This is a genomic window from Defluviicoccus vanus, from assembly GCF_014672695.1.
Lineage (GTDB): Bacteria > Pseudomonadota > Alphaproteobacteria > Rhodospirillales > Defluviicoccaceae > Defluviicoccus > Defluviicoccus vanus.
On record NZ_CP053923.1, the window covers coordinates 1,114,503 to 1,127,899 of the forward strand.

Sequence of the window (13,397 nt, forward strand, 5' to 3'; positions counted from 1 at the left end):
TGTCATGATTTACCCTTAATGAGGGAAAGCGGGCGCGTCGATCTTGCTGCCGTGCGGCGATCTGCAGGAACAAGCCCCGGCGCCTGCAGCGCCATCGCATCCTGACTCTCGGCGGGTTGCCCGTCGCCCGGTTGGGCGGTTCCTTCACGCGGCTAGGCACGCAATCCAAACGGCGGCGACGACCATGCAGGCGGCGGTAACCGGGACGCCGGCACGGCAGAACTCACCGAACGAAATCTTCACCCCCTGTTTCGCCGCCGCCTCGACGACGATGATCCCGGCCAGGCTGCCGAAGACGATCAGGTTGCCCGAAAAGCCCGTACCGAGCGCGAGCGCCGCGCCCATCGCGTCAACCGGTCCGCCGGTGCCAAGTGACGGGACAAGCAGCATCACTGCCGGATTGTTGCCGACGGCGTCACTCGCACANNCCGAGGCGACGGCGAATAGCCACAGTGGCTGTTGCAGATCGAAGCCGGCAGTCCGCAGCTCGGCAAGCAGATGCTGCGGCAGGTTGGTGGCGGCGAGCGCCGCGTTGACCACGAACAGACCCATCAGCAACAGGATCAGGTTGCCGTCGACGTGCTTCATCATGTCGGTCGACGCGATCCGCCGGTTGATCAGCAGCAGAGCGGCGGCGGACAGCGCGATCAGCTCNNGCGGCCAGTCGGTGACAACGAACGCGACGACGACGACGAGGGTAACCAGCGCCGCCTTGATGGTTTCCCAATGGTCAACGCTGACCTGAGCGACGATTGCGGTGTCCGGGGCCGCGGACGCGGGCTTCTCCCAGCGGTCCCGATACAGCAGGACAAGGACTGCCCAAACGATCGGCAGCGACAGCAGGGCGGGCCATCCGGCGACGCGGAGGAAGCCGGTGAACGACAGGCCAAGACCTTGCGCTGCGATCATGTTCTGCGGGCTGCCGATGATCGTTCCGGCGGAGCCGGTGTTGGCGGCAAAGCAGAAGCCAAGGAGGAACGGCACCGGGTTAAGCCCACGCGACAGGGTGATCGCGACGAGAAGTGGCGTCATCGCTACGACGACGACGTCGTTGGTCAGCAGCGCCGACAGGCTGCCGGCGACGACGATCAGAATTGCAAGCAGAGTCGGCGGCTTGACGTCGAGGGTCGCCACCCGTGCCGCCGTCCAGGCGTAGAAACCGGACACGACGAAGGCGGCGGACACCACCATCAGGCCGAACAGGAGGCCGATCGTCGGGTAATCGATCGATGCCCAGGCCGCCTGCGGCGTGATCCGCCCGGCTCCCAGCATCGCCAACGCACCGACCAGGGCAGCACCGGTACGATCGACCTTGAAGCCTGGCAGGTGGCCGAGCCCCATCGCCAGATAGACGATGAAGAAAATCAGAAGCGTCAGATCCATCCGGGTCCCTCGACGTCAGTCTCAAATCGACGCGGTGGTTGCAGCGGCGTGGTACTGCTGGCGGATCGTCTCCAGGTCCACCGTCGGCTTCGGCATCTTCATGCCGAGATCTTCAAGCGTATCGGCAATGATCCGCGAAACGGCAAGGTTGCGAAACCACTTATGATTCGACGGGATGACGTACCATGGAGCGTAACTCGTGGAACACTTCTGCAGCATGTCCTCGTACGCAGCGATGTACTGGTCCCAGTAGGCACGCTCCTTGTAGTCGGCGTCGCTGATCTTCCATTGCCGATGCGGATCCTCCAGCCGCTGCCGGAAGCGCTCCAGCTGCTCCTCGGGCGAGATATAGAGGAAGAACTTGATGATCGTCGTCCCGTGGTCGACGAGTCGCGTCTCGAAATCGTTGATCTGCGTGTAGCGTCTCGACCAGACCTCCCTCGGCACCAGCTTGTGGACGCGAACGACCAGCACGTCTTCATAATGCGAGCGATTGAACACCCCCACCTGCCCCAACGCTGGGGTGTGGCGGTTGATACGCCAGAGGAAGTCGTGCGCCCGCTCTTCCTCGCTCGGCTGCTTGAAGCCGGTGACAGTGGTGCCTTGAGGGTTCATCGCCGTGAGCACATGCCAGCACGTGCCATCCTTGCCGGCGGCGTCGATCCCCTGCAAGACGATGAGGAGCGCGTGCTTCTTCTCGGCGTAAAGCAGGTATTGCAGCTGGGTCAGCCGGGCTACCTCCTTCTGCAGGTCGGTGAGCGCCGCCTCGTGCGTTGCGTGCTTGCCGTGGAAGGCGGGATCGATGTCGCGGAGCTTGATCTTGGTTCCTGGCTCTACGATCAGCTTCTTGCGGTAATCCACAGGGGCCCTCCCATTCTTCGTGCGCTTACGTCGCCTCGTCCGGTGCCAGACCGGGCGGCACGTGCGGCTGCAGCGATTGCGTCACCAGTTGTGCGCTCTTCAGCCGTCTGGCGGTGCGGTGGTCGACAAGCGTCTCGGTAATCAGTCGAAAGCGCACATGAGCACCGCCAGCGCCGCCGCCTCGATCATGTAGGCGATCGGCCCCGTGAAGTAGCCGACGACCTTGGAGAGGAGGCTTTTCTCCTTCTCGACAATGGCATTGGAACCGTATTGGGCGAGGCGCTTTCCTGCTTCTGCGCTGGTCAGACCTCGTTCCAGCGTGACATCCAGCTTCGCAAGAACCTGCGCAACCGCTTTCTGCCCCTCGTTGTGCGACCCTGACACCCTCACCACAATTCGGCAGCACGTCGGCGATTTGGCGGGCTGGGATACCCTTCTTGGACAGGAAAGCACCTCCAGGCGAACATTTCCAGCCGCATCTCGCCAATGCCGTTCAACAGGGAAACTCGATCCCCACCGGCGAGCGTGACCACTCCCCCGGAAGCCCCCGCTCTCCCCACCTTGTCGGTGGTATCGTGGCAATCCTGTTCAGACAGTCAGCCAGGCTCGCGCCTCGGCCGCGTCGGCCAGTTGAAAATGGCGGACCGTGGTCTTTGACAACACCTTCGCAATCTGCAGCCCATCCTCGATGAACTTGTCACCGGAAACGATGGCCATCCGCTCCACGTCGGACCACTCCTGCGCCCACATGGCAAAAGCGTCCCGTTCGCCCTCCGCATTCCAGCCGGTCAGTTCGCTCCAGTCGAGAAGCACGTGCAGCGGTCCCGACGCGGCGGCAGCCAACTGCTCGAACCGCGGGCGTATAATCTCATAGTCGGTCGCTGTCAGCCTGCCGATCGCCTTCATCACAACAAGCCGGTCTCGCGTTTCAGGGGTTATCTCGTACATGCTCGGGCTCCATAAAGGTGCGGTCGATACCGGATGGCGTCCGCCGCGCCACCTCTTTTTCGCGCATGCAGCACCACTGGCAAACCGCCTTTTAGCTTGTAACTTCCGCCGCATCTTATCATTTCGCGCCAGCTTTCTGCGCCGTCTCGCCTGCATGACGGCGCAGTAACGAAGGCACGATCGCCTTGCCTGTTCACCGGCCCACGAACCTGCCATACACATTGCGGCCAACGCGCGTGGCCCCACGCCTGAGGCGCTGAGCGATCGTGAGTGTATCGAGTTTGCATGGCTTACAGCGATGAACTGGCGGCGATGAACTGGCATTTCTGGACTGCCTTCGGATTTCTATAAGCGATTGATTTTTAACGGTTCTGTGTCGGAATAATATCCTTGCCTACGCGGTGCCTACAAACCCCGAACGGTACCGTCCGCCCCGCCTGACAAATCGCTGACACGATCACGTCCTGCCGGTCGGTCGGGTTCCGATGCCCGACGCATTCAACGCCAGTCAGGGTAGAAAAAGAGGCAAGGGATGAAAACCTCTTGCCTCTCAAATACTTACCTAATATGCCGGTTCGGAGGAATCCGACCCATCCGTATTTATTCAGCGTCGCTCACCCGACGTTCTCCAGCGGTCAAACGAAAGATAAATACCGCCGTATTTACTTTTTTTTTTCGGAGGAATCGGATATGAACGATTCTGATTTCAAACCCGCGTGGCTCAAGCTCTTTGAGCCGGGCAATGAATTTTTCCTGCGTTGGCTAACGGCAGCGCAGCGTCGTGACCTGGAAGCCCAGATGATGGCGGACTACGACGCCTACGTCCGCAAGCAGTTCGGGGAAGAGTGATGACAAGTTACGCACTCTATCGGCTACGGCAGGCCATCGTCGAACAGGACAGGGTGGCTGATGCCCAGAGGATGGGTGCCAAGGTCAACGCCAAGCAGCGACTCATTCGGGAAGCGCTTGTGAATGACTGCGATGGCAGGGAACTTTGGTGGCGCCTCGCCGACTGTGGCACCGACCGGCGACGTTGCAGCTCCCCCTTCTGCATCAAGTGCTTCAACCGGTACGTCGAGGGTCAAACATTGCTTATGAAGCGCTTATTTGACCGATACCCGACCGAAGTCGACCAGAGGCAGAACATCCGCTTTCTCACCATCCTATTCGATGCCTACACCTTTGACCTCCATGCGGCACGCTATCCCGTCTTCCCGCTGGAGCGGACACGGCTGGCCATCAAATATGCTCGCAACGAAATCCAAGCGCTAAAACGGCGTTTCCCCACCCTAAAAATTGTCGGGGCACTGGAACTGGACGTTCTCGACAGCATCGCCAGAAACCTGCGCAAGGATGCCGGAACCATCGAGACGCTGTTGAACGAAGGCCTCGTTCGCGATACGCGATCTTTCTATGAAGTGTTGATCCAGCCTTTCCACACGAGGGGATGGGAAGATCACGTGCTCCTTCTGCATGGGCATCTCGTCGTCGGGTTGGACGGAGTCGATGATCGGGCGTTCCGCCGCTGGTGCCATGGTCGCTGGGGCAAAAATTGTCCAAACAAACCCATCCGACGCGGCGTTCACATCACCAGCCTTCGTTCCAACCGAACGATCGAAGAGTCTCTGAACATTCTCGCACGGTACCCATTGAAGACTCCATTCCACTATCACGTGCCACGAGATGCGAAGGGTCGGCTCGTAGCCGACAAAAGACCTCTGGAAGATCCGATTCTGGCGGCAATGGTGGTTGGCCGATCTTTACTCGGCATTCGGGAAACCAGGGTTACGGGTAGGTTATGAAGTATGTTGTCGTACGGACAATTTTGATCATTTCGTTCATTAGGTATACTAACTAATACTATTAGTATATTCTGGCGATTTACTAACGATTCTTGTATTGATGAATTGCTCGTTTATACTATTGGTGTATTTACACTTTTTTTCATTGACACGCCGCCGACCCGGCTTTTTGCTTCTGGGGTCGATGTCAAGATGAAGTTGCTCCAGCCTTCTTTCTGCGGCGACCGATTTCTCGCATCGCCATCTGGTACAGGTCGTCTTTGCGCTGTTGGCTGACCTCGGCCTTGGCGATGCTTTCGCCGATCTCTGCTTGCAGTTCACGCAGCCGTAGTTCCTGCTCCCGACCGTCAAGCTCGACCTCCCGCTCGTCAAGGCTGTGCTGCTCGGTGTTCGGATCGGCATACATTAGCGACCACAGCCGTTGGCGTTGCTCCTCGTCGGCTCGCCGTGCCGCTTTCAGCCGCTTCAGTTGGTTGATGTGGCGAAGGCTGACGATGGGTTTCCGACCGCTTCCGGTGTCCCCGCCGCCGCCTGTCTCATAAAGTTCCCAGGCTCGCATATCCCTATTTAGTGTCCGCATTCCCCCACCGGGGCGTTCTGGTGGCCGCTGGGTGGGGTCTCAGTTTCCCTCTAAGGTTGCCGTTCTGTTGCCGCTCTCGCAGTGTGCGGGCGTCTGGTGGGTTCCAGCGGGGTGTTTGTCGGACAAATTGGCTGTACAATCCTCGGAGGGGATGCGAGGTCGTGAGAGGGCGCGTCTTGGAGAGTCCAGGGGAACAGCAGGTCGATTTCTTCATCAGCCGGGCTGGGGCGGATGCTGCATTCGCCGCCGAAATCGGGCGCATTCTGGAGGATGACGGCAAGAGCGTCGTTCTGCAGCAGTGGGATTTCGCCAACCGCAACTTCATGGAGCGGATGCATTGGGCTCTCGGCTCCGGCGCCCGAGTCGTAGCGCTGCTGTCCGGCGACTACCTGTCCAGCGCGCACTGCGAAGCGGAATGGCAAAATACGATCGCCCATGATCCGCTCAATCGGCAGGGACGCCTGATCGTCATGCGCGTGGACGAATGCGTGCCAACAGGGCTGCTGACGGCGCTGGCCTACTGGGACCTGGTGCCGATCCGCGACGACCGCGACCTCGTGCGCGACATTGTCTTGGCCGCGATCAAGCCGGGGCGGCACAAGCCCGACGGCTCACCGGTGGGGCCGTACTGGCGCGAGGCGCGGGCGATCGTCCACCAGGACATCCGGCCAACGCCGAGCTTCACCGGACGCGAAGCCGAACTGTCGGCCATCGATGCTGCTCTCACATCCGGCGGGGCGGCGGCGGTCACGCAACCGGCGGCGGTGCATGGGCTGGGCGGCATCGGCAAGTCGGTGCTGGCCCGCGAATACGCCCATCGCTTTCAGGATCGCTATGCCGGCGTCTGGTGGCTCAACGCCGCGAAGCCGAAAATGTCGGAAGGGTTCGAGGGTGTTGAAACGGCGCTGGTGGAGCTCGGCGCCATCTTCATCCGTGGCCTCGATCAGGCGCAGGACCGTGAGAAGGCGGCCCGGCACACGCTGCAGTTCTTGGCCGATGGCGGCTTCGAGAAGCCGTGGCTGCTGGTTTTCGACAACGTGGACGACGCGCGTGTCCTGCGGGAGTGGGCGCCGCAAGGCAATAATGCGCACTTTCTGCTGACGACCCGCCTCAGCGGCTGGCCCGGCAGGGTGCGAGCGATCGAGATCGAAGAGTGGCCGATGCCGGATGCGATCAGCTACCTGCTGCGCGAGAGCGGCCGCGAAGACTTGAACGAGGCCGACGCCGAGAAGATTAGCGAGGCGCTGGGGCGACTACCGCTCGCCTTGTCGCACGCGGCCGCCTACCTGCGCAGCCGCCAAAACGTCACTGCCGCCAGCTACTTGGCGAACCTGAGGCGACGGATGAGCGACGCGCCGCGCGATGCAGAGTACGATCGCGCCGTTTTCGCTACCTTCCAGCAGGCGCTGGACGAGGCGGACAGCGAGGCGCCAGGCGCGCGAGCCGTTCTGTCACTCGCGGCGTTCTTCGCCCCGGATGACATTCCGGAGGATCTGTTTCGGCAGCCGTCGTCGTCCTACCCCGAGGCGCTGGCCGATTTGCTGGCCGATCCGGGTGCTACGGACGACGCGATCGGCGCGCTGGCCCAGCTCTCGCTGATCGATTTCGATCCGGCCCGGCGCTCATTTTCGGTTCATCGCCTCGTTCAGGCTGCGACCCGTGACGCACTGGCGACCGAGGCTCCGACCTGGGCCGCTGCAGCGTTGCGCGCGGTGCGCGTCGCTTTCCCTCAGCCCGAGTTCAACACTTGGCCCGTCTGTGAACGCCTTGTCCCCCATGTACGCGCTGTGGCAGCACAGGTGACGACGGACAACCGTGAACTGGCCTGGCTGCTGGATGCGGCGGCCAGCTATTTGATGGAGCGGGCGGCGCTTGCGGAGGTTCTGCCGCTTTACAAACGAAGTCTGGCGATCTTCGAACGTTTCGCCGCCGCCGACCCCGGCAATGCCGGCTGGCAATATGACCTTGGGATCAGCAACGAGCGCATTGGCGACGTTCTGATGGCTCAGGGCGATTTAGCCGCCGCTCTGAACGCCTACCAAGCCAAGCAGGGGATTATCTCACGCCTTGCCGCCGCCGACCCCGGCAATGCCGGCTGGCAGCGCGGCCTCGGCGTCTCGCACGACCGGATCGGCGACGTGCTCGTCGAACAGGGCGACCTCGCCCAGGCGCTGGCGAGCTACCAGGCCTCGCTGGCCATAGCCGAACGCCTCGGAGCATCCGACCCCGGCAATGCCGGCTGGCAGCACAACCTCTCGGTCTCGCATAACAAGATCGGCGACGTGCTCTGGGCTCAGGGCGACCTCGCCCAGGCGCTGGCGAGGTACCAGGCCTCGCTGGCCATAGCCGAACGCCTCGCCGACGCCGACCCGGGCAATGCCGGCTGGCAGCGCGACCTCTCCGTCTCGCACGACAGGATCGGCGACGTGCTCGTCGAACAGGGCGACCTCGCCCAGGCGCTGGCGAGCTACCAGGCCTCGCTGGCCATAGCCGAACGCCTCGGAGCATCCGACCCCGGCGATGCCGGCTGGCAGCGCGACCTCTCGATCTCGCATAACAAGATCGGCGACGTGCTCCGGGCGCAGGGCGACCTCGCCCAGGCGCTGGCCAGCTACCAGGCCTCGCTGGCCATAGCCGATCGCCTCGCCGCCGCCGACCCCGGCAATGCCGGCTGGCAGCGCGACCTCTCCATCGCGCAGGAGAAGATCGGCAACGTGCTCGTCGAACAGGGCGACCTCGCCCAGGCGCTGGCCAGCTACCAGGCCTCGCTGGCCATCAGAGAACGCCTCGCCGACGCCGACCCCGGCAATGCCGGCTGGCAGCGCAACCTCTCGATCTCGCATGGAAAGATCGGCGACGTGCTCGTCGAACAGGGCGACCTCGCCCTGGCACTGGCGAGCTACCAGGCCTCGCTGGCCATAGCCGAACGCCTCGGAGCATCCGACCCCGGCAATGCCGGCTGGCAGCGCGACCTCTCGGTCTCGCATAACAAGATCGGCGACGTGCTCGTCGAACAGGGCGACCTCGCCCAGGCGCTGGCGAGCTACCAGGCCTCGCTGGCCATCAGAGAACGCCTCGGAGCATCCGACCCCGGCAATGCCGGCTGGCAGCGCGACCTCTCCGTCTCGCATGACAGGATCGGCGACGTGCTCCGGGCTCAGGGCGACCTCGCCCAGGCGCTGGCGAGCTACCAGGCCTCGCTGGCCATAGCCGAACGCCTCGGAGCATCCGACCCCGGCAATGCCGGCTGGCAGCATGATGTCGCGCTTTCGCTCATGCGCGTCGGCTTCGTCGCGGCGCAGAAAGGCGAGCGCGACGGCGCATTGGTCGCCTACGGCCGAGGCCTCGGGTATGCAGCGGCTGGTGACGCTCGCACCCGACCATGCCGCGTTCACGCGAGATCGCGGCAGGTTCGAGGCGCGAATCGCCAAGCTGGGCGGCTGACGTCAGATCGATGTGCCGCTGCTCGGCTGCGCATGACGGGAGCCGGATCACGGCGGAATCATAGACAAGGTATCAAGTCTAACATTCTCCGCCTATCCCCTTGAGCGGCAACATTTTCTCTAACCATCTCATTTCGCTCGCTTTTCCGAAATGTGATGATACAATCATTACGAGCATATTCTCTAACATTTTCGGATGCCGACGATGGCCAAGCAAGCGAAGGTTCTGAACGAGATCGATGCGAAACGGGTGCTGGCGGTCATTACCCAGGATCGGCATGCCGAACGCAACCGGGCGGTCTTCATGCTGTCGCTGCTGGCGGGCTTTCGGGCTTGCGAAATCGCCGCCTTGACCATCGACTCGGTGACCGATGGCAGCGGCAATGTGGCCGACCGCATCACGTTGTCGAAGTCACAGACCAAGGGCAGCGAAGCCCGGTCGGTGCCGGTGTCGAAGCGGCTAAGGAAGGAACTGGAGGCGTACCTGGGCACGATCCGCAGGCTCGATGCGGAACGGCCGCTGTTCGTCAGCCAGAAGGGGGTGGCNTTCACCGCACACGGCATCACCTTGCTGCTCAAGCGGATGTATGAAGCTGCCGGGGTGAAGGGAGGAAGTTCGCACAGCGGCCGTCGCACCTTCGCCACCCGTCTTGCCGACAAAGGCATCGGCATCCGGGTCATTCAGCGGCTGATGGGGCATTCCTCCATCCAGACAACGGCGGCCTACGTCGAAGCCGGCGAGCACCAGCAAGTCGCGGCCGTCGAACTGCTGTGATGACTGCCGCCTCGAAGGTGGGATGGGTGGGCTACGCTGTCGCCTTCGTCGCCGCACACGCCGGGCTCGATACGCTCTTCCTGGTCGCGCTCATTCTCGGTATGGCCTGCCACTGGCGGTTTTGGCGCATCGGACTTCCCGTGCTCGTCGTCTCCGTCATGATCGGCTGGCATTGGGGCGGCCGCCGGTAGACATCGGCTGTCTACACCTTCGCCACGGCTGAGGCGTCAGGCGATGGGCCTACTGCGTGAGTCGCTTGACGGCATCCCTTGTCCTAACGTCGGAATAAAACTTCTCGATCATCTCGACGCTTGTTCCGCAATTGCGTGCGAGCAAGAACACATCAGGGTGTTCTGAATATTTTATATGGTTAGTTATGTAGGTGTGGCGCAAGCAATATAAGGCGAACGGGCCGATTCCGGCTTTTTCGCAGACATTGTGCCAACTTTCGCGAACATCGCGGATAGGCTGACCACGGCAATCTGCAAATAGGCGGCTGCTTTCTCCCCGCCACAACTTCTTACTCAACAGATACCCCTTGTAGTGTAGCAGGATGGTTATCAGTTCTGGATACGCTACGACCTCGCGTTCACCCGTCTTGCCGTTGACCTTGAGCAGGAACGTGCTGTTCGGGCCGTCGATTTTCGTTCGTTCCAAGTCAGACCACCTCAGCGTCCTCGCTTCTCCGATGCGAATCCCCGACAGCAAGAGCGTCAAGATCAACGCCTTGATCATCCAGCGGTGCGGTGTATCCGCCCAGCCGTTCTCCAGCATCCCCTTCAACCGCTGCTGTTCCTCCGGAGTCAGTGCAGGACGCCGGTTGCGCTTGATCTTTTTCATGACAGGCATTTGCGGTTCGATGGCAAGCCACCCTCTCCTTCTCGCGAACGCAAACACCCGCCGCATCGTCTGCACTTCCAGAACAAGCGTCCGATCAGCCGGGTTCGCCTTGGTGGTGGGCTTCCCTACACGTGAATGCCTCTTCCAGTATCCCCGACGCCAGGCAAGGTAGTCCGACAGATCGCCTACTTCGGTGACCAGCCTGTCGCCGATCCACTCCTTCCAATACCGCAAAGATTTCGTCGCGGCCTTTCGCATGGCAGGTGTGAGGTCTTCCTCCGCCAACCATTCGTCGATGACGCTGGCAACCCGCTTCGGGAACAGCGACAGCCCGTAGCGCTCATGGAACATCACCTCCATCGCAAACTCGGCTGCGGCCTTCTCAGCAACGCCCCTGTCGGCGGTTCGCAGGGAACGCCAGATGTAGCGTCGGGTGCCTTGGTTCTTCACAGACACCCGAACCTGCCATACACCGTTTCGGCAAAAGAGCGTGGACATGCCTACAGAATGCCAACTTCGCCTTTCTAAACCGTTGATGTTATTAGGGGTGCCTACGCCGTGCCTACACCCTCTGATGATGCTTAGGGCGTTGATTTTGCGTGGTAATTTTCGATGAAGTGGCATTTCTGGATCGATCGAGGCGGGACCTTTACCGACGTGGTGGCAAGGACGCCCGCGGGGACGATCGTTACCGCCAAGCTGCTCTCGCACGACCCGGAGCACTACGAGGACGCGGCGGTGGAGGCGGTGCGGCGACTGATGGCGTACTTGTGCTCGGGGAAGGCCCGGGTGAAACCGTCGGCGACCTCTATGGCATCGGCGATCTGCGGCGGCACGTGGCACGGGTCCATATCCTTGGGGAACACGTCCGCCGCCGGCATAACGTTGGTTCCCATGCCGAGTTCGCGTGACGATTTCGCGTGACGATTTCGCGTGACGATTTCGCGTGACGATTTCGCGCTTGAGCAACCGCTTCAGTCGACCAGATTTTAGACCAGTGAAGATTTACGTATCGGGACTGGCGGGCGCAAGTTGCGTCCGCTTACAAGAGCTTCGGGTCAACAACGAATTGGCGGTTCGCCCTCTATGTTGTGCATTTCGGACGTCGACGACGACGAGCAACAGAGTGCCACGAAGCGGACCCGGGAGCGAGTCTATCCGGCAACGACGCCTACGGCGTCGGTAGCAGCACCGACACGATCACCGAGTTGGCCGGGGGTGGCATCGACGGCGTACACAGCAGCGTCACGTTTTCGCTCGCCGCATTTGGCAACGTCGAGAACCTGACGCAACAGGTGCTGTAGCGGTCAGCGGCTCGGATACGCTGATCCAGGGCGAGATAACCGGCGACGGTGTCGCCGATTTCGAACTCCTGGTGAAGGGCGCCGATGCGATGGATGAAGAATGAGCGCTGATCGCTCCGTCGCTGGTATGACGACGGAACCTGGGCGCGGATCAACCATCACTTGCTGATGGCGGCTCGCGAGGCAGCAAAGCGGGAGGCGAGCCCGTCGGCGGGCACGGGGGAAATCCTTGAGGCGGGAATACCGGTTGTTGACGGTCTGGAGCCACGGGGACGCTCGCCCGCCGACTGGTTGAGCACCTCATGGCTGCCTCCCAGGCGGCGGCATGTGGCGGATAGCTTCTGCAGTCGTCCGGCCGGTCGCCTACCCTCGCCGGGTTGCGACCACCTTCTGGTAGAGGCCGCCGAAGAAGGTTTCTTTGGTCCAGGTGAAGGTGTCAGGATTGGAGGCGAAAGCGCGGATTTCGCTGTCGATCAAGCTATTGGCGAAGGGCTCGAGCCAGCGGAAGACCAGCCCCATCGGCGCCCGCAGCGNGTGCCACCAAGCCGCTTGGTGATAGTCGATGAACACCACCTTGCCACCCGGTTCCACCCGTGCCAGCAGCGCATCGACTACGGCACGCTTCTCGGCATCGGGAATCTCGTGCAGGAGGAAAAAGCAGCACACGCCGTCATAGATTGCGCCACCCGGCCGGGTGGCATCGCCCACCCGCGCCTGCGCCTGCGGATAGGGTGCAAGCTTGCGGTTGACGTGCTCCACTTGCAAGGGCGCAATATCCACCAGGTCGAGCCGGCCGTCGGCACCCACCGTTCGCGCCAGTTCGGTGGCGATGTTGCCGTAGGCATTGGCCGCCTGCAGGATCGACTGCCCGGGAGCGAATTCGATACAGGACGCACGCACCAACCGGGGCAGATTGCCCCAGAGCAGGCAGGTAAGAAACAGCCAGTTGTCAAAAATCTGCAGACTGGCGGGGGTCAGATAGGCCCACCAATAGTTTCGCACCAGGTACTCAGGTAACCCGGAGGTATCGTTGCTGGTCGCAGTCTGCAGCTTGGCTTCGAGGCCGCCGTCCATCGCTTACCCCGCGGTTTTGGCAGTTTCGAGCGGCATACACTGAAACGACGGATGCTGCAACGCGCAAAAAAACTAGGGAGTTACTGCGCCTGCACTAGGGCGGCGCCGGGCGCCAGTTGTAGCAGAAGACAGGGCGCAGAGTACATCAAGGATGCGACCGATCTGGTCGATGCGCGGTGGCGAAGGCGGTGACGGTCGGGTGCTGAACAAGCGAGGGCGAAAACGCAACGAGCGTGCCATCAGCACCCTCCGGCTCCGCATCACCGCAATCAGCGCCTTCGGGCGCCAACTGACGGAATTTCCTGGCTTCTGGTCTCCCAGGCGACCGCCTCCGCCAACAGCCGCCCCCGCTATTGCCCGGCAGAAAATGCCTGGCGGCAAGCCTGC

General features: G+C 62.0%; 15 protein-coding genes. 6 read left to right on the forward strand and 9 right to left on the reverse strand.

The window, feature by feature from the left end; all coding sequences use genetic code 11:
* Positions 1 to 144: 144 nt before the first annotated feature.
* The 5 genes from HQ394_RS05025 to HQ394_RS05040 form a co-directional block, all read right to left on the reverse strand.
* Entirely contained in the window at positions 145 to 1,383 is a 1,239-nt protein-coding gene (locus tag HQ394_RS05025; protein ID WP_190262355.1) for an ArsB/NhaD family transporter, read from the reverse strand.
* Positions 1,384 to 1,404: 21 nt separating this feature from the next.
* Positions 1,405 to 2,244 carry a polyphosphate kinase 2 family protein gene (locus tag HQ394_RS05030; protein WP_190262356.1) on the reverse strand — a complete coding sequence of 280 codons (840 nt, stop codon included), beginning with the start codon at positions 2,242 to 2,244 and terminating at the stop codon, positions 1,405 to 1,407.
* A 25-nt stretch (positions 2,245 to 2,269) separates the two neighbouring features.
* Complete coding sequence (locus HQ394_RS20400; RefSeq protein ID WP_263053769.1) at positions 2,270 to 2,401, reverse strand: hypothetical protein; 132 nt, start codon at positions 2,399 to 2,401, stop codon at positions 2,270 to 2,272.
* Positions 2,386 to 2,628, reverse strand: a complete 243-nt coding sequence (locus tag HQ394_RS05035) for a cation-transporting P-type ATPase (RefSeq protein WP_223291856.1) — start codon at positions 2,626 to 2,628, stop codon at positions 2,386 to 2,388. Before HQ394_RS05035 ends, HQ394_RS20400 begins: the two co-directional genes overlap by 16 nt.
* Positions 2,629 to 2,832: 204 nt before the next feature.
* A complete protein-coding gene (locus tag HQ394_RS05040) occupies positions 2,833 to 3,192 on the reverse strand; it encodes a SpoIIAA family protein (protein ID WP_190262357.1) in 360 nt (119 codons plus the stop codon).
* Positions 3,193 to 3,735: 543 nt separating this feature from the next.
* Between HQ394_RS05040 and HQ394_RS05045 the strand changes: the two genes are divergently transcribed.
* Positions 3,736 to 4,041: a hypothetical protein gene (locus HQ394_RS05045; protein WP_190262358.1), complete on the forward strand. Its 306-nt coding sequence runs from the start codon at positions 3,736 to 3,738 to the stop codon at positions 4,039 to 4,041.
* Positions 4,041 to 4,994: a hypothetical protein gene (locus tag HQ394_RS05050; RefSeq protein ID WP_223291857.1), complete on the forward strand. Its 954-nt coding sequence runs from the start codon at positions 4,041 to 4,043 to the stop codon at positions 4,992 to 4,994. Before HQ394_RS05045 ends, HQ394_RS05050 begins: the two co-directional genes overlap by 1 nt.
* Before the next feature lie 187 nt (positions 4,995 to 5,181).
* Here HQ394_RS05050 and HQ394_RS05055 read toward each other — a convergent pair whose 3' ends face one another.
* Positions 5,182 to 5,553, reverse strand: coding sequence for a hypothetical protein (locus HQ394_RS05055; protein ID WP_190262360.1), 372 nt, complete (start codon positions 5,551 to 5,553; stop codon positions 5,182 to 5,184).
* A gap of 182 nt (positions 5,554 to 5,735) precedes the next feature.
* Between HQ394_RS05055 and HQ394_RS05060 the strand changes: the two genes are divergently transcribed.
* The 3 genes from HQ394_RS05060 to HQ394_RS05070 all read left to right on the forward strand — a co-directional run bounded on the left by HQ394_RS05060 (position 5,736) and on the right by HQ394_RS05070 (position 9,983).
* Positions 5,736 to 9,122, forward strand: coding sequence for a tetratricopeptide repeat protein (locus tag HQ394_RS05060; protein ID WP_223291858.1), 3,387 nt, complete (start codon positions 5,736 to 5,738; stop codon positions 9,120 to 9,122).
* 100 nt (positions 9,123 to 9,222) lie between these two features.
* Positions 9,223 to 9,792: a tyrosine-type recombinase/integrase gene (locus tag HQ394_RS05065; protein ID WP_190262362.1), complete on the forward strand. Its 570-nt coding sequence runs from the start codon at positions 9,223 to 9,225 to the stop codon at positions 9,790 to 9,792.
* Complete coding sequence (locus tag HQ394_RS05070; RefSeq protein ID WP_190262363.1) at positions 9,792 to 9,983, forward strand: hypothetical protein; 192 nt, start codon at positions 9,792 to 9,794, stop codon at positions 9,981 to 9,983. The genes HQ394_RS05065 and HQ394_RS05070 overlap by 1 nt, the downstream gene beginning before the upstream one ends.
* Positions 9,984 to 10,032: 49 nt before the next feature.
* Here HQ394_RS05070 and HQ394_RS05075 read toward each other — a convergent pair whose 3' ends face one another.
* Positions 10,033 to 11,130: a tyrosine-type recombinase/integrase gene (locus HQ394_RS05075; protein ID WP_223291859.1), complete on the reverse strand. Its 1,098-nt coding sequence runs from the start codon at positions 11,128 to 11,130 to the stop codon at positions 10,033 to 10,035.
* Between the two features lie 114 nt (positions 11,131 to 11,244).
* Here HQ394_RS05075 and HQ394_RS21035 point away from each other — a divergent pair, with 114 nt between their 5' ends.
* The gene (locus HQ394_RS21035; protein ID WP_190262365.1) at positions 11,245 to 11,556 is read left to right on the forward strand and encodes a hydantoinase/oxoprolinase N-terminal domain-containing protein; all 312 of its coding nucleotides are present in this window, start codon (positions 11,245 to 11,247) and stop codon (positions 11,554 to 11,556) included.
* A gap of 247 nt (positions 11,557 to 11,803) precedes the next feature.
* Here HQ394_RS21035 and HQ394_RS05085 read toward each other — a convergent pair whose 3' ends face one another.
* Positions 11,804 to 12,091 (reverse strand): hypothetical protein, encoded by a 288-nt coding sequence (locus HQ394_RS05085; RefSeq protein ID WP_190262366.1) that lies wholly within the window; start codon positions 12,089 to 12,091, stop codon positions 11,804 to 11,806.
* Positions 12,092 to 12,299: 208 nt separating this feature from the next.
* Positions 12,300 to 13,010: a rhodoquinone biosynthesis methyltransferase RquA gene (gene rquA, locus HQ394_RS05095; protein WP_190262367.1), complete on the reverse strand. Its 711-nt coding sequence runs from the start codon at positions 13,008 to 13,010 to the stop codon at positions 12,300 to 12,302.
* Positions 13,011 to 13,397: the final 387 nt, after the last annotated feature.